The organism is Treponema socranskii subsp. buccale (genome assembly GCF_024181585.1).
In the GTDB taxonomy this organism is placed as follows: Bacteria; Spirochaetota; Spirochaetia; order Treponematales; family Treponemataceae; genus Treponema_D; species Treponema_D buccale.
In genome coordinates, this window is sequence record NZ_CP054258.1 from 2,252,132 (window position 1) to 2,277,956 (window position 25,825).

A 25,825-nucleotide genomic window follows, 5' to 3' on the forward strand; every position below is an offset into this window, starting at 1 on the left:
GCGGCGGAACGAAAACGTGACCATCAAAAACGCAAGAGACGAAGCGATAAAAAAATTAATAAATTCTCCGACGGCTCCGCTCGATGCGGACGTTCTTTTATCGCACACGATCAAGCGTTCGAAATCTTTTTTACTCGCACACCGAAACGACGATTTGACCGATGCTCAGTACGGCGCATTTATGTCCGCGATTGAGAAGCGCAAAACGGGGCTTGCAGTCGCCTATATCACGGGACACAAAGAATTCTATAAGCTCGATTTTATCGTCACACAAGACGTACTCGTTCCGAAACCCGACACCGAAACGCTCGTGGAAAAAGCGGTCGAAAGCATCAAAGAGATTGTACGAAATAAAACGACGAGTACCGGCAAAGCGGTACGGACTGTCGAAGCGTCGAAAAAGAACGCCGAAACGACGGAACAAAACGAAGGGGGACAAACCGACGATACGTTCCGCATCGCCGATATATGCACGGGAAGCGGCTGCGTCGGTATTGCGGCAGCTCGTGAATTGAACGAGTGCGGAATCTTTTGCGAGCTTACGCTTACCGACATTTCTCCCCGCGCTCTTGAAATCGCAAAGCAAAACGCGGAACGGCTTTTAACGAAAGCGCAATTCAAACGCACGGCATTCGTCTCGGGCGATCTGCTTGCCGCGCTTCCATCCGACGTACGCTTCGACGCGATACTCGCAAATCCACCTTACGTGCCGTCCGATGAAACGACGAAATTATTAAAAGACGGAAGAGGCGATCCGGCTCTCGCCCTCGACGGAGATACAGACAGCGCGCTCGGCGTACGGCAAAGCTCGGACGGGCTTGCGATCACGAGACGCCTCGCAGTGCAAGCGTACGAGCACCTCGCGCAAGGCGGCGTTTTTTTTCTCGAAAGCGGCGAATACAATGCACAAGAAGCCGCTCACCTGATGAAAAAAGCGGGCTTTGTCCGCGTCGAAACGCACTGCGATCTGTCGGGCAAGCCGCGCGTCACAACGGGAATGCGATAAGAAAAAATTAATAAGACAGCGGTTTTTACATATTATTAATTATTAAAAAAACAGCAGCTCTACGCCGCCCGAATCGACGGTATATGCAAAAATGCAATGAAGACGGATTACAGTCCTGAAAAATGCATTTATTTTCCGACGCAAAAATTGCCGAATACGCTTTCGAGTATGTCTTCCGGCGTCACTTCTCCGGTAACTTCGCCGAGAGAAGCGATCGCGTCTTCCAAATCCTGTACGACGGCATCGAGCGTATAGTCTTCGTCGGCGCTCTCAAGCGCATGGCGCACGCCTGAAAGCGCTTCTTCGACCGATTTTTTTTGTCTGGCCGAGCCGAGCCCCGCCTGCTTCCGATCCGTATCCGTCCCCGAAACAAGAGAGCGTTTTACTTCTTCGACGAGCTTTCCGATTCCGTCGCCTTTTTTTGCACTCACGGCCGCTTCCGCGCGGAGATCCGCGATCATTTTTTTCTGTTCATCGGAAAGCCGCCTCTCACCTTCGATATCGCTTTTGTTCCATACGAACACGACGGGTTCGGCACAGTCTCTCAAAAAAGCTTCGTCGTCGGAGGTAAAACCCGCCGTACTGTCGGCGAGATAGAGCACGGCGTCCGCATCTTTTGTGAGCGAACGCGCGGATTCGACGCCCTGCTTTTCGACGATATCCGCCGTCGCGCGTAAGCCCGCCGTATCGAAGAGGCGCACCGGTATGCCGCCGAAATCCGCCCAGCTTTCAAGCCAGTCGCGAGTCGTACCGGCGATGTCGGAAACGATCGCGCGTTCTTCTTTTAAAAGCGTATTGAATAAACTCGATTTGCCGGCATTCGTCCTTCCGCACAAAACGACGCGCGCTCCGTCCTGATAGAGCTTTTCGCTTTTCCACGAATCGACGAGAGACTGCAAAAAAAATATCGCCCGCTCGATGTCCGTACGGTCGAAAGAATCCGCTATCGTCTCTTCGTCTTCGGGATATTCGACGGCGACTTCGATAGACGCGAGCGTATCGACGAGCAGCTTTTTTATCGAATCGATTTCGTCGAAGAGGGAACCCGAAAGCCTTCCGGCAGCCCGGCCTCTCGATGCGTCGGTGCGGCTTTCGATGATTTCCCTCACCGCTTCCGCTTTTGTCAAATCGGTTTTTCCGTTGATGTAAGCGCGGAACGTAAACTCTCCGCGCTCGGCTTCGCGGAATCCGTTTGCAAGCAGCAATTTATTAATCGCGTTTACAACCGCAGGTCCGCCGTGGCACGATATTTCCGCCATATCTTCGCCGGTAAAACTTTTCGGAGCGCGAAAAACCGACACGAGCACTTCGTCGATTTTTTTATCTCCGTCCGAAATCCAGCCGTACACGATCGTGTTCCCTCCGGCATTCAACAATGCGTCGGAACGCGAAAACAGTTCGGCAACGAGTTCAATGCAGCCTTTTCCCGAAGTGCGCACGATGCCGAGCGCGCTCGGAGCAAGCGCCGTCGCTATAGCGGCTATAGGTTCATCAGGCGTATAGGTTCCCGACATAGGCGTCCTCAGCGCAAGCGCATAAACGGAATATAGAGAAACGGCGTATAACCTGCCGCTTCGGGATTTTTGCGCGTTTTCTCCTGATAGAGCACGCTGTCGAGAGCGGAAACCGTTTCATCGGCAAAGGGCGGCTTTACCGCGCTTCCGAACGCGGGCTTTCTGAACTTTTCATCCGCTTCGGGTGCCGTACCGATATACTTCGATTCGGCCGTCACGTCGGGAAGAATATAATCGTAGGCGCCGAGATTGTTCCAATACAGATAACCGCGGTCGACGGAATCGCGCACGCCGAAAATTTCCTTTTGAATGTATTCGCTGCCGTAATATTGCCGGTCGTAGCTCACGTTCAATCGGAACGCCTGCACCCACGGACGGATGATCGTTCTGTTCCTCGTTATCACCGATGCGCGAAACGTTCCGTAATAATAAATTCGATACGTCCGGTCCGCATAGGGCGCGCGGTTCATAAACTCCTGTTCGAAGTGATTGGGATAAAACATCGGCGAGATGACATCGACGTATTCGCCGAGCATTTCCGCATCCTGCCCCGTGCGCGTACCGCTGCGGTACCATCCGTTGGCACCGTAAATATCGATTCCGATCGGCGCATCGATATTTTCACGCGCATACGAAAGAAATGAAATGAGCGCACTCTCTTTCGTCATGCCCTTGCTTTGCCAGCGGTACGACGCGCTCTTCAAATTCAAGCCGTCCGTCGGAAAGCGGATATAATCGAATTGGATTTCATCGAAACCCCGCGCGATAAGCTCTTTTGCGACGGCGACGTTATATTCCCACACTTCTTCGGAATACGGATCGACCCAATTTTCATCGTAATACGACGCCGTCTTTTTCCCTGCCGAATCGGATCCGTCATCATAGGATTTAATGCCGACCCACGCGCTTTTCGTTTTCGAATCCCACACCGCGTACTTGCCACCCGAATACTTGGCGAGATTCCGGTCTTTAAATACGACGATGCGTGCAATGAGGTATACCTTATCCTTTTTAAACTCGGAGACAAAGTGATCGATATCGACGGCGTACTGCGATACGCGAGCTTTTTCCGCGACGAACGGATCGCGCGGCTTGTAGCGCAAAAGACCGTAATCGTCTTTCATATCGATAACGAGCGCATTCAAATTATTATTATTTATTAATTTTCTGAAATTATCGATTCCCGTCTGCTCGCTGCCGCGGTTCGGCGGCATATATACGCCTTTTTTCCGGTTCGCTTTTTCCGCGTACGGCGTGTTGATTGTGCCGGGATAGAGCATCCACAACTCTCCGAGCAAAAGACCTTCTGCAAGGCCGCTTTTGCTTTTCGGCACCCACGCCGCGTTGACGATGCCCGGAACGCATGAAAAACTCCGCTTCCAGCTTTCAAAGTTTGCAGGGATGCCGGGACTTTGCAAAGATGCGACATCGATCGAACCGAGAGATTCTATGCGCGTAAAAACGAGAACGCTTCCGACGCTCGCAATGCTTTCGATGCTGTCGGCGGGTTCCGTTCCCTGATAGATACACACGGATGTTTTTGAGTTCCAATCGAATCGATAGAGATTCGGCAAATACGACTGCGCAAAATAAATTTCGACGTACTTCGTTCCGTCAGCTTCCGTTCTAACCAGCGGATAGATATCCGAAATCTCATCGGGCGACGTGAGCGACGCGGGTATTTTAATGCCCTTGGGGACATCCTGCCACACGGCGTTTTTCGCATACGGAAATATGTACGAAAGGCCGAATATCGGATGCGATTCGAATACGACGAGCGCTCCCCCTTCCAGCGTCGCAATCGCAATCGCTTTGATGCCCGGCGTTATCTTGCTCGTCGAGCCGATCGCTTTCCACTCCTTTCCGCCGTCGCTCGTTATGTACACGTCGTTTTCGGTCGCCGTCGCCATGTTCAGCGGATTTAAGGGATCGAAAGCCAAGTCTTTGAGAATCGGAACCTGCTCCGTAAGCGTCACGGTTTTTCCGTCGTATTTTTTAATAATGAGCGGAGCGATGCCCTTGTTGCGCAATTCGAAATCGACAAGATTTTCGCTGTACACGATTCCCTTCGACGTGCGAAAATACCAGCGCTCGCCGAAATTTCCGCCCGCTTCAATACGCACGATCTGCTCGACCTTTCCGCCCGTCCACAAAGGGATCGCGGTATTCGATGACGTAATCCTATATAAACCCTTATCCGAACCTGCAAGAAATGCCGCTTCCCGCCCGGGGTCTGCGGTATCCGGCAGTTCGTAGAGCGGCTTTGCATCCTGAGCAAAACCTTTTGCCGGGGCAATACAAAAAATCGATGCGATAAAAAAAAGTAAGAGAACCATATATCGATTATCGGCAAGCCCTTCACAAATGTTTAAAAGCACCGCGGAAATGGCGCGGCGCTTTTAATTTCGAGTTTCCTCTCGAAAACTCGCGGATATACGGGTGCGCTTTCGCGCACGAATTATACTGCTCCTAAATCTGAAGATTTACTCGCTGTATAATTTTAAGGAAAGTTTAAAAGCACCGCGGAAATGGCGCGGCGCTTTTAATTTCGAGTTTCCTCTCGAAAACTCGCGGATATACGCGTGCGCTTTCGCGCACAAATTATACAGCTCCTAAATCTGAAGATTTACTCGCTGTATAATTTTAAGGAAGGTTTGAGACAGCCCTTTTTTAAAATACCGCCGCTTCTTCTTCCATTTCTTCGAATTCTTCCGCCGATGCCGCCGTCGCCTCCGCTATGCCTGCAAGCTCCGCATTCGAATCGGCTCTTTGTCCGACTTGCGGTTTGAATTCGATATGCTCGGCTATGATCGTAACGCGGCTCGCATTTTTTCCGTCCGCTCCTTTCCAGCGGCTTTGCTTCAGCCTGCCCACGACGCGCAGCCCCCTTCCTTTTGTAACGCGTTTTTCGCAGTATTCCGCCATTTTGCCGAACGCTTCCACATCGAAATACGAAACTTCTTCGACGCCCCTTCCGTCTCCGCTTTTGTACCATCGATTTACCGCAAGCGGTATCGTACATACTTTGCAGCCGTGCGGTGTTTCTTTAAATACGACATCGCGCGTAATGTTCCCTTCGAGAATAATCGAATTTAATTGATTCATAAAAACTCCTGTGTCATACCGATTTCAAACCGTATCACCGTCTCAAAACCAATCGGACACCTCTGAAAACTCGGTCGGATTTTCGGAGACGCCCAAGCCTATATTGCCGGCCGGCAAAAGTTTTTCCTTGCAGCGCGCATTTTATATATCGAGGAAATTTTTCATTTTCGGAGTTTTTTAGGACAAAAAGAGATAATTTTTTGTAAACATATCCGCCCTATCCGTCGGCAGCACTTCAAAAATAAAATCTTGCAAAACCACTTTTTTTTTTGTATAGTGGTTTTATACGAGAAATTCGTGGAGGTGTTTTATGAAAAAAACGATACGTTTTTTTACGGTTATGCTTTTAGCCCTTGCGGCTCAGGCATTTTTTACAAGTTGTAACGGCGATGTCGGTTCCGACTCCGGACCAACACATTACACTGTTACGTTTTATAAAAACTACGAAGGTGCGGATCCTGCAAGTTTTTCGTTTTACTGTGAAGAAGGAAAATTTTCAACGCTTCCCACGCAATTGAGGAAAGGCTACAAGTTTTTGGGCTGGGCAAAAACAGCGGATGCAACGGCACCCGAATACGCCGGAGGCGGCAGCGTAAAAGTCGAGTCGAACCTTGCGTTTTACGCTTTATGGCAAAAAGTCGAATCCTTTAAAGTTACTTTTGACGCAGGATTTATAAAAGACGGCGACAGTGCGGCGGAAACGAAAATTCAAACGGTAAACGTTTCTTCATCAAGTGAAAAATTTACATTGGATAAAAACACGTTTACCCGCACGGGCTATGTTTTTGCGGGTTGGAGTAAAACAAAAACTTCTCTGTACTATTCTTATATGATTGACTACAAAGATGCAGAAAGTGTGGAATATTTTTACGAAGACACAACGCTTTATGCGCTCTGGCTCGAACAGTCAAAATCAATCAAGATTACGTACAACAAAAATGACGGAACGGCAACGCCGGAAGAAATATCTTATTATATTGAAAAAGGAAAGTTTTTCACACTGCGGGCAAATACTTTTACAAGAGACGGAATGTCTTTTGCCGGCTGGTCAAAATCAAAAAGTTCAAAGAAAAAAGAATACGACGACAAAGCGGGTGTCTGGGATTCTAATGCACAAAGCGACATGACTCTTTACGCACTCTGGCACGACGACGCACATTATGTCATCACCTACTATTCAAACTTCAAAGGTTCAACGTACGACTACAAAGAACAGACTTTAGCAAAATCGGAAAGCGGTGCGACGGGAACCCTTTTGAAAAATACTTTTGAACGCACGGGCTACGTTTTCTACGGTTGGTACACTTCAAGCCATCTTCCGGAAGATTTCGGAACGGTGTCAGAGTTTTTTACGGACGAAGCAAAAATCACTTTGAAAACGGATGAAAACTTATACGCCTGCTGGCTTGAAGACAAAGTTTCGGAGGCGGTAAAACTTACTTTCAACAAAAATGACGGAACAACAATTCCTGAAGAAACAAGTCAGTACGTAAAATACGGAAGCAAATCGCCTTGGAGTTGGAAAGTAAACTACAATAAACTCAAACCCAATACGTTCACTCGGGAAAATTACGAATTCTTAGGCTGGGCAACATCTTCTTCCGCAACAAGCGCAACTTACAAGGATGCTGAAACAGATGTTTACTTTACCTCCAACACGACATTGTATGCCGTCTGGCTGTACAAGGGACCGGTTGTTATCACTTTTGACGGAAACGGCGGAAAAGATTCCGACGGAAACACTACCGCAACGCAGACTATAACCGCAAACACTAACACTGAATTAAAAGCAAACACATTTGCAAAAGAAAATTACGATTTTGCAGGCTGGGCTAAAACCGGCGACGCAACATTCGGAGAATATAACGATAAACAAAGCGTAAAATTCTCCGAACCTGCCGTTACGCTTTACGCCGTGTGGAAGGCAAATCCGGTAATCACATTCAACGGAAACGGAGGCTCCACAAAGGACGGAAAAACGACGACAACACAAAGCATTCCTTACGGAGTTTCCACTGCATTGAATGAAAATCCGTTTACAAAAGCCGGAAGCACATTTTTAGGCTGGAATAAATATGCAAGCGGAACGGTTGCTCAATACACCGATAAAGCAAGCATATCTATTTATGCAGATACGAGGCTTTATGCGGTTTGGAAAGACGATATTGTTTTGACGTTCAACGCGAACGGAGGAATCGGCAGCGATTTTACAAAAAAGATAGCATACGATACGGCAAGTTCTTCGTACAAATTTACCGTCCCGGAAAGCACGTTTGCAAAGACCGGGTACGTCTTTATCGGATGGGGAAATTCCGCAAGTTCCAAAGATGCGTCGTACAAGGCAGGAGAATCGGCATCCGCTTCAGAAAGTAAAACTTTGTATGCAATATGGGCAAAAGAATCCGTTCCGGTAAGATTTGACCCGAATACCGAAAACGGCGGAAGCGGAACTCCGTTTACCGAAAATCTTTCGCTGAACGCGACCACGCTGAAATACGAGGGAACGTTACCTGCAAACACGTTTACGAATTCAAACGGAAATTTCACCGGTTGGAGCACTGACAAAAAACCAAGTTCTTACCAGATAGGAGAAATAATGAGTGCGGGATTGACAGTTTCCCTTTCGCCTTCACAGTTGCCGAATACCGAAGGCTTTACACTCTATGCCGTCTGGAATCCGAAAACGTATACGGTAACATACAATCTCGGCGGCAACGGCACGGACATTGTAAAAACCGTACCGAACACCGCAGTAAAATACGGCGAAACTATTGATTATGTTTTAGAAGGCGTTCCTACACCCGCATTGACTTACTACAGCCTTACAGAGTGGCACTCAGTTGTTTACGGAAGCAAAAGGGCGGGAGCGGCTATAAAACTTAGAAGTGACCAAACTTTCTATGCCGTATGGAAACTGAACGGTACAATTTTAGATAAGGAAGGCACAGTTTACTCAAGTTCTCAGCACAGCTTCACATTTAAGCTTTTAAACAAAGAAAGCTTGGTTTTCACTGCCACTGCAAGCGGCTCAAGCGGTCTCGATTTTTGGCTTTATGACAGCAAAGCCACGAGGATTTCAGATAAAACGAAACTAACAGCTGAGACTTACACATTGAAGTTACAAGCGGGAACTTATACATTGGTCATACACAATGGTAACATTTTGAATAGTAAAAATTACTCGATAAAAATAGCGCCTGCGAACTAAATGCATACCGGCTCCGGTCTGCTCAAAGCGGCCGGGGCTGTTTTTTTTACGGATGAGAATCTCACCTGCCGCGTTGAAGTGAAAAGCATTGAAAATCCGAAAGCGTTTTACACATTATTAAACAAGAACACCGTATCTTCTTCGGCTGCAGTACGCCCGCCGCTACACGAATGCACTGCGCAAAGTTCCCCGCGCCGCTCGCAATTTAAGCCATTACCGGAAGTTTTTCTGCAGGTATTTTTTGCGCTTGGAGTACGATCCCCATCGACTAGCCGTTACTGATAAGGCGCAGTATGTACAGCTGCACATACATAAACAGCGATTCCTGTTCGCTTATCTTTTGCATATTCGGCGTTTTAATAAGGGATTCCGCAAGACTCCTCACGCGTTCGATCGTAAACGTCTGAGCCGAAATCGTATGGATAACCCTGCGCATATAACCGCGAATCAGGGAATTGACGTCTTCGGTAAGCTGGCGGTGCGCATCCGGCGATATCAATTTATTCCACTGTTTGCAGTACGAATCGAGCTCGCGATCAACCGTCGAACCTTCCGGCACGAGATCGTTTTCAACCGTCTTTGCAGCCTGCATGATCGCTTCACGCTTTGTCGCAGGGCGTATATTTTTATTCGTCGAATGCGTATCTCGAACTTCTTCCGTCTCTTCATTGTTTTTTTTCTTTTTCGGACCGCGCATAAAAAAACCGATAATCTGCGAAACGATCGGAATCGAATACCAAAACGGCAGGAGGATTTTCGCGTTTGAAAGCACCGCAGCGTTGCTTATCATGAGCAGTTCGGTATACGGCAAAAGCCGCCCGTTTGAAAAGAGCCGGAAATTTCCGCCGTTTGTACTGTTTTGCAATTCGACGTCAAGCAGCGTCAAAAAGTTGGCGTTGAGCAGCGCATACAAAACGGGCGACGTTTTTTCGACCTGAGTTTTAAGAACCGATTCGAAACGCTGCTTGTCGTGCATTTCGGGAAGCTTTTCAAAATTTTTAAGCGCCTTATACCATTTGTTTGTGAGATTCTGCTTTATGGCGCTGTGCGCTTCGTTGCACAGCCGTATGATAAGCGGAAACACTTTTGTCTTATAAACGAAGTAGCGCGTACCCGAATCGACCTTAAAAACAAGAAGGCGCGGCAAATCTCCGTCTTCGCTTTCCGTCGTAAGCCGATCGAGAAATTTTTTCAAATCGGCATCGCTGTAACGATTGCTGAGCGGCATACCTTTGGAATCGGTCATTTTGACGATCGCGCTCATCGGATAAAAATACGGCGGCTTGTCGAGAGAAGCTTCCAGCAATTCCAGCGCTTCGTTTTTTTGCTGCCGTTCCTGCACTTTATTTTTGAGCATTACAAGATGCAATTCCGCAATCGACACCGCCTGCAAAAGATTCGTATCTTCAAGTGTCGTATCTTTTACTTTTTCAAAATCCTGCCTGATAAAATAACACAACTGACTCCACGAATAAAAGGAGCTCGGCGAAGACTCCAAGAGCTGTGACGGACTGTCCTGCCGCGAAACGAACTGCTCAAAAAAAGTTTTTATCGAAATCTCTTTTCCCGGATTTGCATTGCGCAATTTTTTCAAAAAATAATCGTGGTACTCTTCTTTTTTGAGCATCGCACGGATCTTCGACAGCGCCGCATCGGTGAGCATCTGTACGGGTACACATTCGGGAAACAGAATGGAAGGCACATTGCGCGGCAGCTGTACGACATAGAGTCTCGGAGATTTCAAATCCTGTTTTGCAAACAGCGACGCAAGCAAATCGGATGCCGGACGTTTTTCAAGTGCGTCCGATGAAAGCTGCTTCGGCAAATCCGCCATCGTCGGAAAGGGGACGGCAGGATTGAACGCAAGCTCTTTATAACGCTGCGCAAACCTCACCGTATAATACATGATGACAATAATAATTTGTTTTTCACCGTCGCGTTCGAGAACGGAAACGAGGTGCTTGCTCTCAAGCTTTTGCAATTCGGCGATAACCGTATCTTCCGTATTGCCGAGATACACATCCAAGCCGGGCTCTTCTTCGATATAGTGCTGCGCATATTTTTTTATGTAATCGCAAAAATCGCGCAAATTAACAAAAGCGGATTTTTGTTTGTTCGCATACGAACGGAGAAGCGTGCCGAAATTTGTTATCACCGACATAACTTTTAGTATACCAGAGAAGTCGTTTTTCGACAACACGATTTATTGAAATTTCATTGAAGTTTTTCACTGATGTTAAAAAGTCAAATATATCCAAAGGGGGAAGTCTCCCCCTCGCTCCCGGCCTTTTCACTGCACGGGCGGAGACTCCCGTTTCAGCCCGCTCCGTTCATACGGCCGTTCGCTGCCCCCTCTGCGGGGACACCCCGCAACGCCCCGTACCCTTCCCTGCGCGCCTTTATAACGATGCCCGAAAAGCCGACTCTCGAACTCGTTGTCAGCGTGACAAATATCAATTATAATAAAGACTATGAAATCAAAGCGAATGGCGCAGCTGCATCCCTACGTACCCGGCGAACAGCCTGTCGACAGAACATACATCAAACTCAACGCAAACGAAAACCCCTATCCGCCGAGTCCGAACGTAATTTCAGCCGTTACCGATTTTATTAAAAAGCATCCCGAAAAACTTGCGCTTTATCCCGATCCCGACGCCGGCAATCTTCGAAAAGCGATCGCTGATATGCTGAACAGAACGGGCGGCGTCCTTGTACGCGCCGTCCCCGAAAATGAAAAATGCCGGCCTGCCGCCGTGGACAGGATTCCGTTTACCGTAACGCCCGATATGATCTATGCGGGTAACGGAAGCGACGAAGTGCTTTCGTTCGTGTTTTATGCTTTTTTCGATTCAGATACGAAACTTGTTACGCCGGAATTTTCCTACAGCTTTTATCCGGTATACGGCGGCTTTTACGATATTCCTCTCGATTTCGTCAAACTCAAAAGCGACTGGACGCTCGACACGAAAACCATGGTCGAACGGGAAAAAAGCAACGATTCCGGCATCATATTTGCAAATCCGAACGCACCGACCGGACGTTCGCTTTCGCGGAACGAAGTACGCGCCATGCTCGAAAAAACAAACCGTGAACGGGTATTCGTCGTCGATGAAGCCTACGTCGATTTCGGCGGCGAAAGCTGCATCCCTCTTCTCGCGGACTTTCCCAATTTGGTCGTCGTGCGTACGTTCAGCAAAAGTTTTTGCGGAGCGGGTATGCGGCTCGGCTACATCGTCGCATCTCCCGAACTCGTGCAGACGGTTACAACGGTAAAAAATTCGCTCAATCATTTTCCGATCGACGCAATCTCTCAAATCGCCGGTATCGCCGCGTGCGAAAACGATGCATACTACGCCGACTGTGCAAAAAAAATTGCCGCCGAACGTGAAAAATTTTCGGCTTTCCTCGCCGCTCACGGCTGGGACTGCATTCCGTCTTTAACGAATTTCGTCTTTGCTCGAAAAGACGGACTTTCCGGAGAAGATGCGTACCGCCGCATAAAAGAGCGCGGTATTCTCGTCCGCCGCTTTGCGACAAAGGGAATCGAAGACTATCTCCGTATCACGATCGGCACTCCCGACCAAATGCGCACGCTCCGGGAAACGATCGAAACGCTGTAAGATCCGACGTCTCCCGTCCCGTATCAGACTTTAAACTTTCCGACTTCAGAGGCAAGACTTTCGATACTCGCTTTATTTTTTTGGGTGAGCGAATTGACATCCTGTATGGCGTTATTGATCTGCATCACACCGGAAGCCATTTCGTTCATGCTGTCCGTGATGAGACGCGTCAATTCGTCGAGCTTATGCATTTCGCCGGCAACCTGTTCGCCGCCTTTCAACATCTCTTCCGATCCCGTCTGCACTTCCGTCGTTACCGAATTGATGTCTTTGATTGCGGCGAGCACTTCTTTACTGCCCGTCTCCTGTTCGCGCATGGCTTCGGTGAGACGGCTGCTCATGGATTTTACTTCTTCCGCCAGCGTAAAAATGATATTGAATTTTTCTTCGACGATTTTGGAAGAAGCGGCAAGCATACCGATTTCGTTGCCGAGCGACTTCAGCGTCGCCGTTATCCTTTTGCCTTGCATCGAAGAATCTTCCGCAAGCTTTCTGATTTCACCGGCGACGACGGCAAAGCCCTGTCCGGCTTCCCCTGCGTGAGCCGCTTCGATTGCGGCGTTCATCGCAAGCAGGTTCGTCTGGCTTGCGATATGCTGGATAACGCTCGACGCTTCCATAAGCGTTCCCGATTCTTCGGTGATACGCTGCGTAATACCGCTTGAATTGACAAGCGTGTCTTTTCCTTCTCCCGTTGCCGAAGAAAGATCTCCAACGACGCTGTCTGTTCTGTCAAGCGTCTGACCGATGGAACCGATATTTGCAACCATCTCTTCTACGGCGGACGAAGATTGCGCTACGCTCGCAGCCTGAATTTCAATGCTGTTGTTCAGTTGTTTGATCGTTCTGATAATCTCTTCGATCGTAGCGGCCGTTTCGGTAACGCTCGCAGCCTGAGTGAGCACCTGCTGTTTGATACCGTCGATATTGCTGTTTATTTGGTGAATAGTGCTTGCGGTTTCGCTCATATTCGATGCAAGCTCGTTTCCGGATGCTTGCATTATACCGGTATTTTCACCGATCGATTTTATGGCGTTACCGATTTTTTCTATCGTTTGATTGAAGTATGCCGAAAGTTCGGTTACTTCGTCGTTGCCGGTGATTTTCAATCGGACGGTCAAATCGCCGTCCCCTTCCGCAATATTTTTTAAAGCGCGGCCGACGCCCTGAATAGGCTGCACCATTTTACGTGCAATGAAATAGAGAATTATCAATGCGGAAATCAAAACGACAAGCGCCATAATATCCATGACGATGCTCAACCTATTGACAGAGTCCATGAATTCTTCGTACGGAGCTTTGATGATCACCGTCCAGCCGGATAATTTGCTTTTTGCGTATGCGGCTATATGCAGCGTGTTTTCATACGTATAGTAACCGACTCCCGGGATTTCCGATTCCATTGCAATTTTTTCAAGCGCCGCTAACGATTTATAACTCGGATCCGTTTCCGATGCTTCGACGGCGTTGAACTGCCACTGCACATATTCCCGATCGGAATCCGCGATCCTATTGCCGGTCGCTCCCAAAATATAGCAGTTTCCCGTTTTTCCGACGACGATATCATCGATAATATCCGAAAGCGAGGTGCCCAGAACCGTACATCCGAGTACGCCGACGATAACATTCCGTTCGTTGCGCAGCGGAACGGCGATGGCGATAACAAACTTATTGGACGCACGGGAGATAAGGGGGTCTGAAATAAAAGGCTTACCGCTTTGCGCCTGCAAAAACCATTCCCGATCTCCTACGAAAGCGGTTTTGCCCGAAAACGTACGGCGGTAACCGTTCATATCCGTTATGCTCATCTCCATTATTTTCGGATTATGCATAGCCTCCCGTTCCAGGATCCTCAGCTTTTCAGACAGAGAAACAGAGGAGTCTATCAAGTCGGGTATCCGTGCCATACCCTCGATCAGCTGAAACCATGCTCTGATTCTTCCGTCTATGATCTCCTCAACGTCGGCGGCTTTATCCGTCAAATGCGTTTGAATCCGACCGGTTACGGTTTTACGCATTGTACTGATCGCAAAGATGATTTCCCCGATCAAAACGGCGGAAAGCAACAGCCCGAAAATAATTGTTAATTTTCTGCGGATTGAAAAGCGTTTTGTTTCTGCCGTATCACTCATGCGCGCGCCCCCGATTTGTTAAAAGAAAAGTGTCGGTACTCTCTTTGTTCATTCTTCGGAACCCCTTTTAAAAGCAAACACCCTTTTACATTGTCAAGTTCAATTTCGGTATTTAACCTTAGTAAATAAGTATAAGCCATTTTTCCTATTTAGTCTATCAGTTAATCTCGGCATTCAGGGCTTACGCACGAAAAACTATATTCTCCAAAAAATCGCATGTACTATAAAAAACCGGCTGCACTCCCGGCAGCAGCCCTGCCACTCGCCGCGGCTGACCGTAATGGGAATCGGACTGCGCGAACTTTTTTTGCAAAAAAGTTCGCTTGCCGGCGGTCAGAACGGCTCGGCGGCATTGCCGCTGCCTCGCGTTCCGCCTTTTTTATTGTATACTATCTCTCTTTTCTGTGTATACATTTTTCATGCGTAAACCTTGCTCAAGCGGCACTCATTATCGGGTGTTTTTTTTCGGCGAAACGGTGTATACTGAGGGAAACGGGGGAATCGTATGAAATTTTTAATTATATCCGATCTGCACGGGAATATTTCCGCACTTGAAAAGCTCGACGGAGAGTTTAAGGCGGCGGACGCGGTTTTGTTCGGAGGAGACTTTGCCGCATTCAATCACACGGAAACGGGTCTGCCCGCCCTTGAAGCGCTGTGCAAAAAGCACGATGTTATTTTTTCCGTCATCGGAAATTGCGACGAACCGGAATTTTTGAAAGAACTCGAAAAACGGGACGTCAGCGTCGAAAACACGCTCGCGTACTTGGGCGGCGTCTGCATTGCGGGAAGCGGCGGCGGAAGCAAATTTACCGGCACGACGCCGAACGAGCGGACGGAAGAAGAGCTCCTCTCGGATTTTTCCGTCGTCGAACACGCTTCCGGCGGTACCGACAAAAAAGGCGCTTGGAGCAATCTCATCCTCATCTCGCACAATCCGCCGAAAGACACGAAATGCGATGCGGTAAATCCCGCTTTGCACGCGGGTTCGCAAAAGTTCCGCGAGCTTATAGAACGCCTTTCGCCGCTCGCAGTCGTTACCGGGCACATCCACGAAGGTGCTGCAATCGATACGATCGGATCTACGACGATAATCAATCCCGGAGCGCTTCTCGACGGAAAATACGCCGTTATGGAAACGGCCGAAAAAGACGGAGCGATGCGCATCGTTTTTGCGGAGCTTCGAACGCTCGACTGAAAGCAAAACGGTACTCGATTAAAACACCGGCAAAAGACGATCGACGGAAAAAGAGCGAGACAGACAGTCGCTCGGCTTGTTCGGTGCAGTTGCCGTTCTTTCGAAAGCCGCCCGCGCGGTGCAATCAACAACTCCGCTCCGAAGCGCCGATTATTAAAACTTCCGTACAATAAAAAAGGCTGTCCGAACGGACAGCCCCTTTGAAACGGAGTACGTCGTTTTTTAGAACTTGACGGCTATCAAAACGCCGAAGTTGTGAATGAGAAGTTGGTTCATCGTATTCAAAATCGATATACCGTTGCCTTCAAGTAACTTCGAGCCGAAAGCATCGAATACATTTCCGAGCAGGTTCCAATACACATCAGCCGTTACGTTTTTGGAAAAATACCACGTAAAGCCTGAAGAAAGTTTTACCTTGCCGGTTTGATTATCGAATTTCCATTCTGTGGCTCCCGAAGAAGAAGTAACCGAACCGTTCGACGAATTGCGCGTTTCATTTCTAGTGAATGTCCAACCGATTGAAGGTGAGTATTCCTTAGTCGCCGAATCGTAGTCTGCCATTATAAAACTCGCACCCGCATTAAAGCGGAATTTCGCAGGCACGATAAAATACGACATACCCAATTCAAGATCGGGCATAAAAAAGAGCGTCGTCTTGTGATTTCTGTTAGTGTTATATGTCTTCGTACCTGACGATTCACTGTAGTTAGAGTCCGACTCAAATCTCAGCGCCATATTCACACCGGAACCCATTTTAAAGGCGAATCTCGCATCGGGTTCGAACGTGAGCTCCCAGCGGGGTTCGAGCGCAATCTTATTATTCGCCTGTCCGAAAGTTTTCGTATTGACGCCCAGAGCTGCGGTATCTATGGGAAAGAATGTCCAATCGGTGTCGAGGGCGAGGGCGGCGTTTTGCGTTACGGCTCCTTTTTTGTAAAAGTCGAACGATACGCCCGCGTCTATGTCGAGTATGGTATAACCCTTATCGGTAAGAGTCGTGATCTTGCCGTCATTTTTTGTTTCGTCTTTATCCGCCTTGGAACGCAGACCGAGCGCCGCCGACGTTTTAAAGAGTTTTTCCCCTGCGGGGATGTTCATACCGGCTCTGATCGTCGTATCCAATTCAAATTTATTGGCGGTCGTTTCTATTGCACCGCTTTTTTCATATTTGTTGCCGGCGTTCGGTTTGAATCTGACGTCGGCGAGGAAACCCAAATTGTTTATACCGAAAATCACTTTTCCGTGAGCTTCACGATCATTATCAGCAGTCGGATCTTTTGTGTTATTATTAATATTTCCGCCGGAATCTGTCTTAGAAGTCCAGCCCACGCTGCCGCCGAACCATGCACCCATATAAAACGGATCGAACATGCGCGAAAGCCCCAATTCTATATTGCTTTTTCCCGTCTGTCCGTATCCGAGATAGCCGAACATATTTTTCGGCTGGACGTTTTGCCAGTCGTTTACGCTCATAAAATCGTCGACGTCGTTTCCGAAAAGGTTCGCCGTGCTGATCTTCATCATGGACGTTTGAGCAAATGCAAATCCCGCCGTCATGAAAACGGCACCGATAAGAATCTTTTTCAGCAATTTCATCTTTACTCCTTTTTGCGCTTTCGCTGCAAAACTTATGAATTTATCCGGCGGACAGTTTTCACGCCGAACATTAGCATAAGTATATGCCCCGAAAACGGATATTGTCAAGAACAAAAAAGTGAAAGCGAAAAACCTCAAGGGAGACGGAAAAGTTACATAAAATTGCAAAAACATCTGCGAAAAACGCCGATTTTTTACACTTGCAGGCCGAACCGAAAGCGTCGTTTTAAAAACCTTTATTCGCTTCCGGCGATGCGGAATCCCATGTAATTATACGCTTCGTTCGGATCGAATGCGTAGCGGTCGCCCGCGTTGATAAAGGGCGTGTATTCCGAAACGCTTCCGCCGCGGCTTACGCGCTTTGAACCGTATGCGGGGCCGGCATAGGGGGCTCCCTTTTTTTGCTCCGTGTAATCGGCAAACCAATCCCAACAGAATTCGAGTACGTTGCCGCTCATATCGTATATGCCCGCTCCGTTTGCATTTCCCGAACCGGGAGCAGGCGGCGCTTCCGGCGTAAATACCGTGCCTGCCGTTCCGACGATCCGAGTAGCATCCGCATTGCCGGAGTCCCATGCGACAAGCGACGCGTCATCTCTCCCTTCACCCCCCGTTTCGCCGCTCGCCTTATCGCCTCGCTGTATGCCGCTTTTCGTTATGCGGGCGGCGTACTCCCATTCGGCTTCCGTCGGCAGCCTATAACCGTCGGCATTCCAGTCGCATTCGGACAGGTCGCACGAAGCGGTATCGGTCGAATCGCGCAGCACTTTCCCTTTATACGAATAGCACGGCGTTTTATTTTCGATTTCGCTGAGCGCATTGCACCACACGATCGCATCGTACCAATTTATCGCCGTAACCGGAAAATATTTATCTTCGTCCGTCGGCTCGCCGCCGCGTCTGCCTTCCGAGCCGCCCTGTCCGGGGTTTGCGAAAACATAGCCTCGCCCTTCCGCGTCTATACGCACGGCGTACCAAAGCGCGTATGTCGTTTCGAATTTATTGATTTTAAACGGCAAAACGGTACGGGCGGCCGTATAGGTTTGACTGTTTTCTCCGATGATGAAAGTACGGGCGGCGTTTCCGTCGGCCGGCCGCGTCATATCGATGCCGCCGAATGTATCGCTTCCACCTTTCGCGCAGAGCGGAAACGCGGTACAAAAAATTACTGAAATCAGTACGATAGCATATTTTTTCATAAGTTCTCCAAAAGAAAACGCTCAAGCGATTTTTGCATCCCACCTCAGCGACGACGATATTTCGGACGGCGTTTTTTTATCATATCTTCTCGTTATTAAAATATAAAAAATTACGAAAGGTTTCAACGCGAAATCGCTGCGGCCGTATGCGTCTGCCGGCAAGTGCGGAGACAACATATACGATCACGGCTCGATCAAGCACGAATCACCGAATGAACCTGCAGGCCGAGCGCGGATGCGGTGCCGATTATTTTTTTATCGACGTGCGGTCGCGGAGCATGAGCGCGGTAATGATCGTTGTGATGATGCAGCCGCCTGAAATGACGAACATGCCGATCCATCCGCTGCTTGAAAACGGCAGCGGTACGTTCATGCCGAAAAAGCTCGTGATAAACGTCGGCACCATGAGCACGAGGTTGATAACGGTGAGGCGTTTCATACTGACATTCAAATTGTTTGAGATGACCGACGTAAACGTATCCATAAGACCCGCGAGGATATTGTTGTAGGTTTCGGCCATACCGATCGCCTGCTTGTTGTCGATGTCGACATCGTCGAGCCAATCGTAATCGTCTTCGTCGAGATTTAATAATTTCGTTCGGCGCAGTTTTTGCAGCAAAAGCTGATTGCTTGTAAGAGACGTCGTAAAATATTCGAGAGACTTTTGCAAATTGAGAAGCTTTACGATTTCTTTGTTTTCGATCGGTCCCTGCAGTTCGCGCTGCATGGCGGTCGTCTGACGGTTTATCTCTTTGAGATAGCGCAAAAACGTCGTGTCGGCGCGGCTCATCAGTTTGATGATAAAAGCCGGAAAATCGTCGAGCGAGATTCCCTTTACTTGTCCCGACGCGATACCGCCGAGCATGTCGCAGCTTGAAGAGCAGATCGTAATGATCGTATTTCCTTCGATGACGATGCCGAGAGGAATCGTATAAAAAGGCACTTCGGCGGCAGGATCGTACATAGGCATGCGTATGATGATGAGTACGTACGAGTCTCCCTCTTCGATGCGCGAAAGTTCGTCGGGGTCGAGAACATCGACGATGTGATCGTAGTCTATGCCGCAGCTCTTTTCGAGAAGTGAAGCGTCGATGCTCGAAACGTTGCGGGCATCGACCCATGTGCGGTTTTCGGTGTTCAATCGTTTTCCGGGGACGCGGATGAATTGTCCGTTTTTTTGCTGCCAATAAGAAATCATCGCGGGTGAAATCTTAGCAGAAAAAAGCGCAAAGCGCAATGAACGAAAATGCAGCAATATAAAATGTTGTCTTTTCGGGTGATGCTGTGATATAGTAATATGATGACAATAAAAGAATTTGAGAATACATATTGGTACATGAGTGAACTCAAAGCATTGGCGAAATCGCTTAAAATACCTGTTGATTCAAAAATACGAAAAGATCAACTTGAGGCGTTGATTATTCAATTTTTGAAAACCGGAACGGCGAATAAAAAAAATAGCTATCGGAGTAAAAGCCGGAATAGAGACATATTGAATAATCATACTTATGTTGAAAATTTCAGCAACAAAAAAGAAACATGGGCATTCATACACAGTGAAATGGATAAACGAGTTCGGGGATTAAAACCGAAATCGGGTGCAAAATATTGGCTTAATCGCTGGATTGAAAATAAACTTTCTCATGGTGAGAAAATAACTTATGATGATGTTATTTGTGAATATATTCGGTTAAACCAAACTGAAGGAAGGCTTCCGCAAATTCCATCCTGTAAATTTAATAACTTTATAAGTAATTATCTGGCGAATGAAAAAAATGTAACAAGAGAAGATGCTTTGAAAGCATGGAATAAGTTAAAAGATATGAAGGCAAAAAAAGATTATATAACGTGGAAAAAGAATAAAACTACATAAAAAATTTCATCCAACACCCGCTTCAACGCTGACATTGTAATGCAGGTTAAGCGAATGTGACGGCTTACCGAATCGCGTGGGAACTAAAAATGGATAACAATATTGATGAAACAAATGTAAATGAAAAAAATATCGATTACGGTAAGTTTGAAGAATCTTTTTTCGAAAATGTCAGAAAAGGGAAAAAATATCAGCATTTTCTAAACCTAAGTTCTCAATTGGATTGTATGTTTATTCGAAGTATTTTAGCTTCAATGAAAATTCCAACCTATGTTGAAGGTGAAAATATGAATAAAATTTACGGAGGTACTGCAACTTTTATAACAACTGTTTTTAAAATAAAGTTATATATTCTGATCGATGATTACGATGAGGCATGTATAGTTGTAAAAGACTATATTAAAAATAAACTGAAATCCCTTTCTTCTCGAGAAGGGAAAGATACATATTTAAAGGCTTTTCAAATACTTTCCGCTCCTTATATAATTTCAAATTCTCAAGAAATACTCGGTATTTCAATTATGAGTAAAAAAACAATGGACGAAAAACCCAAAGAAAATATTTTTTCTCGGATTTTTAATGCTTTATTCAAATTTATTTGACAGTACGTATAAATTGCGTTATTCTATACGTAATGAGGCTCATATGGATGCAAAATTAACTTTAAGCATGGACAGTTCCGTTATTTCTTCAATGAAGGGATATGCTTCCGAAAATAATTCCAGCATATCAAAGATTGTTGAATCATTTTTCAGAAATTTGCTTTCTTCTCAATCGAAGAATAAAAAAATATCTCCGCTGGTTCAAGAATTAAGCGGAATAATACCTGTTGAAAAAAATGACAAAGCCGATTATATAAACTACTTGGAAGCAAAGTATGAGTAAAGTGCTTTTTGTCGATTCCGATGTCATTTTAGATGTGCTTGAAAAGCGTGAGCGATTTTATGAATATTCCGCTCAAATTCTTTCTTTGGGTGATGAGAAGAAGGTAAAGCTTGTTACAACTTCTTTAGCGTTTGCGAATATTTATTACTTGCTTCGTAAGCATTTAGGGATTGAAAAGGCAAAAGAAAATCTAAGGAAACTCAGGATTATTGTAGACGTGATTTCCGTGAATGCAAAGGAAGTCGATTTGGCTTTAAATTCAGAGCTTTCAGATTTTGAAGACGCGTTGCAATATTTTACGGCATTGGACGGCAAGATAGAATTTATAATCACAAGAAATGTTCGCGACTATAAGAATCCAAAATTGATTGTGCAGACTCCTCAGCAATATATAGAGGGGCTTAATAACAAAAAATAAAACCTGACAATGCTTTGCAGTCGACAAATGGGACGGTGCCCGGTTGCAGATTAAGCGTTAGTTAGACGGGCGCCCGCACAGCGGTGCAAGGAAAGTAAACAATGAAAAAAATATTTTGTATATTATTTTTATTCTCAGCTATAGCAAGTTCAATTTTTGCAGATAAAAATCGTTTTTATGAAAATGGAAAAGTAATTGATACAATGTATGTTGATTCTGAGGATGGATTAAAGGTTCGTGATTATCCATCTTTAAAATCCAACAGACTTTGCGGATTAATACATCGTCTTCCTGTAAAAGTTGTCGCAATCGGAAAAGAAGAAACAATTGATGGAATTACAGCTCCATGGGTAGAAATTCTGATTCCTTGCTATGAATGGAAAAGTGATAAAGCCGAATACGGGTGGGCTTTTGGCGGTTATCTGTCATCAAAACAGCCTGATTTTGTCCCTCCAAAAAATGCAGCTGAATTACAACAGTATTTATCATCTGTGGAATATTGGGATGAATATGAAAACAATAAAACAAACTATTATGTATTTAGTTTTAACCTTCTAAATGGAAGCTTCTGGCACGGTGGTGAAGGTTCTGGCATAGGCGAAGGTGGTAATTGGAAGACTCTTTCAAAAAATAAAGTTTACTTTCATACAAGTTATGTTATGGAATATGAGGAAGACAGTTCTTGGGAACTGGTTTTTAAGTTTGAAAAAGATGGTTCATTTAATTATTCTTCCGGAAAAAGTATCAATTATTGTTACCCGAGATTTAGCAAAAAAAATTGGTCGCTATATTCTGTTACAAGTAAAGGAAATTACATAACTTATTATGCCGGAATTAAAGATTGGAGTCCTTATAATGTTAGATCGATCGAAGAAATAATTATGGAAGCTATAAGCTGGGGAATATCAGCAGATGGAACTTCTTACGAGAAAAATTATCATAAATATTGGAATCCAATAATGGCAGAACATCAGAAAAAAGCCGATGCTATGAAATGAAGTCGCATAACATGAGGTTCGCAGCCGACAACGGGGCAAGCCGATTTGCGGTACAAACCTTTGTTAGAATGTTATAACATCTAATATGATAAATTCAAAAAGACATTAAGAATAATTTTATTCATAAAAAGGATTATTAAATAATGGCATAATACCGTTTTCAAAGCAATCAGGCTTCAAAGATTTCCCTAAAATAATTGATGACAATGATGACGTTATTTATTATGTATCAATTGCTTTTTGTAAATGGAAACATTTAAAGATATGACAGTATTCGTTTTTTCCGACCCTGTAAAAAAGCGTGTAAACGGCACGGTTTAAATAAAAACGGACACCGTCGGAAAATTCAGGGCAATGATACCCTATTAAGTCGGCACAATTGAAAGGAAGAAGTTCATTGCCGTCGTAAATTCCGATGATGCCGTTTGAAGCTTCGTATTTTATTTTATAAAAAGTTTTTTTACGTCAAACTTATTGTCGATCATTCCGGAAGCGTACATAAAGTCGGCGGTTTTCTGCCAGCCTTCCATATCCGCCTGAGTAAGTTCCGTTGAAAAATCGTAAGCTGCGGACATATCTTTTACGGCCTGTTCCGTAAGACCGAGATATTTTGCCGTTGTTGCAAACGCTTGGTCTTTATTTTTTGCTATGTAGTTTGCAATTTTTTTCTGTGCCGAAGCCAGTTTTTTTATCACATCGGGATTTTGCTTGTAAAACTTTTCCGTTGTTGCAACTGCAATGATTGCGGCGATATATCCGTCGCCGTCCGTAACCTTATGGTAGCCCTGAGCTCCTGCATTATATGCTGCAGCGCCGGCAAGAAGCGCTACATCGATGCTGCCGCCGTCCAAAGCGGCTTTTGCTGCGGGGATCCCCATGCTCACATAACTGACATCCGTGATTTTCATTCCGGCAGAAGCCAGATACGCAGTTAAAAGTTCGTGAAGGTTCGTTCCTGCGGGACCTGCAATTTTTTTCCCTCTAAGCGATTCGGGGGAATTGAGCGAAGCGTCCTTTGAATACAAACAGAACGCTTTGGGCGCGCGGCTGTACATGTTAAGAACTTTGATGTCCGCGCCGTTTGCCGCAGAAAGTATTACGGAAGAACCGCCTACAGCGTACAAAATCTGCACGTCGCCGGAAGCAAGGGCTTGAGTCTGTTCCGCACCGGAAGTGATTTCCGCGTATTCCACAGGAGTTCCCTTAAATTCATTTGCAAAAATCTTCTGATCTTTTTCAATGATTGAAGGAATATTGAGCGGAGAAGTTACATAAGTGAACGTAAGCTTCTTTAATTCTTTTGCCTTAGCAAAAACGACTGACGATGTTGCCATCAATACTGCCGACAACACAATGATAAATTTTTTCATATAACCCCCTATAAAAAATTTATTTATTAATTAAAATCCAATTGCGCCATAATCTGCCGCTTAAGATTTAAAAAATACTCGTCCATGAGATTTCTATTTTCTTTTTCAAAATCAATATCGAATTCGTGTTTTACCCTGCCCTTTTCTATTACGGCAATCTTATCAGCCAAAGTTATCGCTTCGTCTATACTGTGGGTCACAAACAAAAGGCTTTTGTTTTCCGTTTTTTCTATTGAAATCAGCTCTCTTTGCATCTGCGCGCGCGTAAAATAATCCAAAGCGGCAAACGGTTCGTCGAGCATTATAAAATCGGCCTTATAGGCAAGCGCCCTTGCTATCGCAACCCTCTGCTGCATTCCCCCTGAAAGCTGAAACGGATACGCTTTTATAAAATCCTTGAGTCCTACCATTTCTATAAGCCTGAACACTTCTTCTTTATTGTATTCCGCTTTTTTCAGACCGAACTTTGTATTCCCGAGTACGTTGAGCCACGGCATTAATCTCGGTTCCTGAAAAACAAAGGTCGTCTTAAAATCCTTCGTAAACTCAATTTCACCGGAATCCGCCGTTTCGAGCCGGCCGACAAGCCTTAAGAGCGTTGTTTTACCGCAGCCGCTTTTTCCGAGCAATACGGTTATTTTATTTTCCGGAATTTCCAAATTTATATCGTTGAGTACATCAATTTTTTTTGAATCGACAGTAAATGATTTTTTTATGTGCTTTAGATTAATTCCAGCCATTTTCCGCCTTTCCTTTCAGAACTTTGTTTAAGACAAGTCCGAAAATCTTGTCGGTAAGATAGCCTACCAACCCTATTACGACGATCCCTACTATCACTCTGTCCGTTCTGGACATTGTCTGTGAAAATAAAATCATGTGGCCGAGCCCTGTAGAGGCCGCAACCATTTCCGCGGCGATTATCGCCCTCCATGCGTAGCCGAGCCCGACTCTCATTCCCACTAAAATGTCGGAAATTGCATTCGGAAGAATAATTTTTGAAAAACATTCCAAGCGTGAATATCCGAAAGATTTTCCGACTTCTATCAATTTTTTGTCGCAACCGGTAAAGCCTTTAACGATATTCATATACATAGGAAAAAACGAAGCGAGAATTATTATTATTGTCTTGGTGGTTTCTCCGATTCCGCACCACAAAATAAGAAGAGGAATCATGCTGATCGGAGGAACGTTTTTAAAAAATTGAATTAAATATTCAAAAAAATTTTTTGAAAACGGAATTACCGAACTTATCATTCCTAAAACAAAGGCGATGATAAACGCCAGCAAAAATCCCCTTGCCACTCGCGAAAGGCTTATCCCGATGTCAACAAAAATATCTCCGGATTTTATCATTGCGATAAGGCTGTTAAAACATCTTTCGGGCGACGGCAGTATATAAGAGCTTATTATTCCCAATCTGCATACGACAGACCAAACAAGCACAACTGAAAAAACAGTGAGTATCGCAGGAATAAATTTCAACGAGCCGATTTTTCTTTTTTTCATAAAACGCCGTCCCCGTTATTGCAGCCGTTTTTGCAATAGAGCATTTCAATTAATGTATAGCCGGACACATCTTTCGATTTAAAAAAATTCCGTATTTTCGCGCTCCCGGTTATGCTTTTTGTCTTTACTTTAAGAGGAGAAAAAAAGCCCGGAGGGATCGGACTTTTGCGGAGAATCGTTTTTTGCAAACTACAGTC

20 protein-coding genes are annotated in these 25,825 nt (G+C 45.8%); 9 read left to right on the plus strand and 11 right to left on the minus strand.

Translation table 11 applies throughout. The annotated features are described in order from the left end of the window. Positions 1 to 16 precede the first annotated feature (16 nt). On the plus strand, positions 17 to 1,006 hold the full coding sequence (prmC, locus tag HRI97_RS10200; protein ID WP_253725345.1) for a peptide chain release factor N(5)-glutamine methyltransferase: 990 nt from the start codon (positions 17 to 19) through the stop codon (positions 1,004 to 1,006). 128 nt (positions 1,007 to 1,134) lie between these two features. Here the strand turns inward: prmC and mnmE are convergent, their stop codons facing one another. The 3 genes from mnmE to HRI97_RS10215 all read right to left on the minus strand — a co-directional run bounded on the left by mnmE (position 1,135) and on the right by HRI97_RS10215 (position 5,625). Further along, positions 1,135 to 2,520 (minus strand): tRNA uridine-5-carboxymethylaminomethyl(34) synthesis GTPase MnmE, encoded by a 1,386-nt coding sequence (mnmE, locus tag HRI97_RS10205; protein ID WP_253725346.1) that lies wholly within the window; start codon positions 2,518 to 2,520, stop codon positions 1,135 to 1,137. Positions 2,521 to 2,528: 8 nt separating this feature from the next. Further along, complete coding sequence (locus HRI97_RS10210) at positions 2,529 to 4,856, minus strand: putative glycoside hydrolase (RefSeq protein WP_253725347.1); 2,328 nt, start codon at positions 4,854 to 4,856, stop codon at positions 2,529 to 2,531. A gap of 334 nt (positions 4,857 to 5,190) precedes the next feature. Continuing rightward, entirely contained in the window at positions 5,191 to 5,625 is a 435-nt protein-coding gene (locus HRI97_RS10215) for a single-stranded DNA-binding protein (protein WP_180485131.1), read from the minus strand. A gap of 340 nt (positions 5,626 to 5,965) precedes the next feature. Here HRI97_RS10215 and HRI97_RS12715 point away from each other — a divergent pair, with 340 nt between their 5' ends. Beyond that, positions 5,966 to 8,833, plus strand: coding sequence for an InlB B-repeat-containing protein (locus HRI97_RS12715; protein WP_495574011.1), 2,868 nt, complete (start codon positions 5,966 to 5,968; stop codon positions 8,831 to 8,833). Positions 8,834 to 9,101: 268 nt separating this feature from the next. On the opposite strand, the gene HRI97_RS10230 is transcribed toward HRI97_RS12715, so the two are convergent. After that, positions 9,102 to 10,994: a hypothetical protein gene (locus HRI97_RS10230; protein WP_253725348.1), complete on the minus strand. Its 1,893-nt coding sequence runs from the start codon at positions 10,992 to 10,994 to the stop codon at positions 9,102 to 9,104. A gap of 310 nt (positions 10,995 to 11,304) precedes the next feature. Here HRI97_RS10230 and hisC point away from each other — a divergent pair, with 310 nt between their 5' ends. Beyond that, positions 11,305 to 12,453, plus strand: a complete 1,149-nt coding sequence (gene hisC / locus HRI97_RS10235) for a histidinol-phosphate transaminase (protein ID WP_253725350.1) — start codon at positions 11,305 to 11,307, stop codon at positions 12,451 to 12,453. Positions 12,454 to 12,476: 23 nt separating this feature from the next. On the opposite strand, the gene HRI97_RS10240 is transcribed toward hisC, so the two are convergent. After that, on the minus strand, positions 12,477 to 14,585 hold the full coding sequence (locus HRI97_RS10240) for a methyl-accepting chemotaxis protein (protein ID WP_253725351.1): 2,109 nt from the start codon (positions 14,583 to 14,585) through the stop codon (positions 12,477 to 12,479). A 505-nt stretch (positions 14,586 to 15,090) separates the two neighbouring features. Between HRI97_RS10240 and HRI97_RS10245 the strand changes: the two genes are divergently transcribed. After that, positions 15,091 to 15,783: a metallophosphoesterase gene (locus HRI97_RS10245; protein ID WP_180485127.1), complete on the plus strand. Its 693-nt coding sequence runs from the start codon at positions 15,091 to 15,093 to the stop codon at positions 15,781 to 15,783. A gap of 222 nt (positions 15,784 to 16,005) precedes the next feature. On the opposite strand, the gene HRI97_RS10250 is transcribed toward HRI97_RS10245, so the two are convergent. From HRI97_RS10250 to HRI97_RS10260, 3 genes are all read right to left on the minus strand, one after another. Beyond that, positions 16,006 to 17,379 carry a TDE2508 family outer membrane beta-barrel protein gene (locus HRI97_RS10250; protein ID WP_253725353.1) on the minus strand — a complete coding sequence of 458 codons (1,374 nt, stop codon included), beginning with the start codon at positions 17,377 to 17,379 and terminating at the stop codon, positions 16,006 to 16,008. A gap of 236 nt (positions 17,380 to 17,615) precedes the next feature. Then, positions 17,616 to 18,578 (minus strand): formylglycine-generating enzyme family protein, encoded by a 963-nt coding sequence (locus HRI97_RS10255; protein WP_253725354.1) that lies wholly within the window; start codon positions 18,576 to 18,578, stop codon positions 17,616 to 17,618. Positions 18,579 to 18,825: 247 nt separating this feature from the next. Continuing rightward, a complete protein-coding gene (locus HRI97_RS10260) occupies positions 18,826 to 19,776 on the minus strand; it encodes a magnesium transporter CorA family protein (protein WP_253725356.1) in 951 nt (316 codons plus the stop codon). Positions 19,777 to 19,878: 102 nt separating this feature from the next. Between HRI97_RS10260 and HRI97_RS10265 the strand changes: the two genes are divergently transcribed. The 5 genes from HRI97_RS10265 (at position 19,879) to HRI97_RS10285 (ending at position 22,752) form a co-directional block, all read left to right on the plus strand. Then, positions 19,879 to 20,451 (plus strand): SAP domain-containing protein, encoded by a 573-nt coding sequence (locus HRI97_RS10265; protein ID WP_253725357.1) that lies wholly within the window; start codon positions 19,879 to 19,881, stop codon positions 20,449 to 20,451. Positions 20,452 to 20,540: 89 nt separating this feature from the next. Further along, positions 20,541 to 21,053: a hypothetical protein gene (locus HRI97_RS10270; protein ID WP_253725358.1), complete on the plus strand. Its 513-nt coding sequence runs from the start codon at positions 20,541 to 20,543 to the stop codon at positions 21,051 to 21,053. A 43-nt stretch (positions 21,054 to 21,096) separates the two neighbouring features. After that, the gene (locus tag HRI97_RS10275) at positions 21,097 to 21,336 is read left to right on the plus strand and encodes a DUF6364 family protein (protein WP_253725359.1); all 240 of its coding nucleotides are present in this window, start codon (positions 21,097 to 21,099) and stop codon (positions 21,334 to 21,336) included. Beyond that, complete coding sequence (locus tag HRI97_RS10280; protein ID WP_253725360.1) at positions 21,329 to 21,754, plus strand: type II toxin-antitoxin system VapC family toxin; 426 nt, start codon at positions 21,329 to 21,331, stop codon at positions 21,752 to 21,754. The genes HRI97_RS10275 and HRI97_RS10280 overlap by 8 nt, the downstream gene beginning before the upstream one ends. 101 nt (positions 21,755 to 21,855) lie before the next feature. Next, positions 21,856 to 22,752, plus strand: coding sequence for a hypothetical protein (locus HRI97_RS10285; protein ID WP_187420507.1), 897 nt, complete (start codon positions 21,856 to 21,858; stop codon positions 22,750 to 22,752). 440 nt (positions 22,753 to 23,192) lie between these two features. Here HRI97_RS10285 and HRI97_RS10290 read toward each other — a convergent pair whose 3' ends face one another. Genes HRI97_RS10290 through HRI97_RS10300 form a run of 3 tightly spaced genes read right to left on the minus strand, consistent with a single transcriptional unit; the run spans position 23,193 to position 25,628 of the window. Beyond that, positions 23,193 to 24,122, minus strand: coding sequence for an ABC transporter substrate-binding protein (locus HRI97_RS10290; RefSeq protein WP_253725361.1), 930 nt, complete (start codon positions 24,120 to 24,122; stop codon positions 23,193 to 23,195). A 26-nt stretch (positions 24,123 to 24,148) separates the two neighbouring features. Further along, complete coding sequence (locus HRI97_RS10295; RefSeq protein WP_180485116.1) at positions 24,149 to 24,862, minus strand: ABC transporter ATP-binding protein; 714 nt, start codon at positions 24,860 to 24,862, stop codon at positions 24,149 to 24,151. Continuing rightward, the gene (locus tag HRI97_RS10300; protein WP_180485115.1) at positions 24,849 to 25,628 is read right to left on the minus strand and encodes an ABC transporter permease; all 780 of its coding nucleotides are present in this window, start codon (positions 25,626 to 25,628) and stop codon (positions 24,849 to 24,851) included. Before HRI97_RS10300 ends, HRI97_RS10295 begins: the two co-directional genes overlap by 14 nt. Between the last annotated feature and the right edge of the window lie 197 nt (positions 25,629 to 25,825).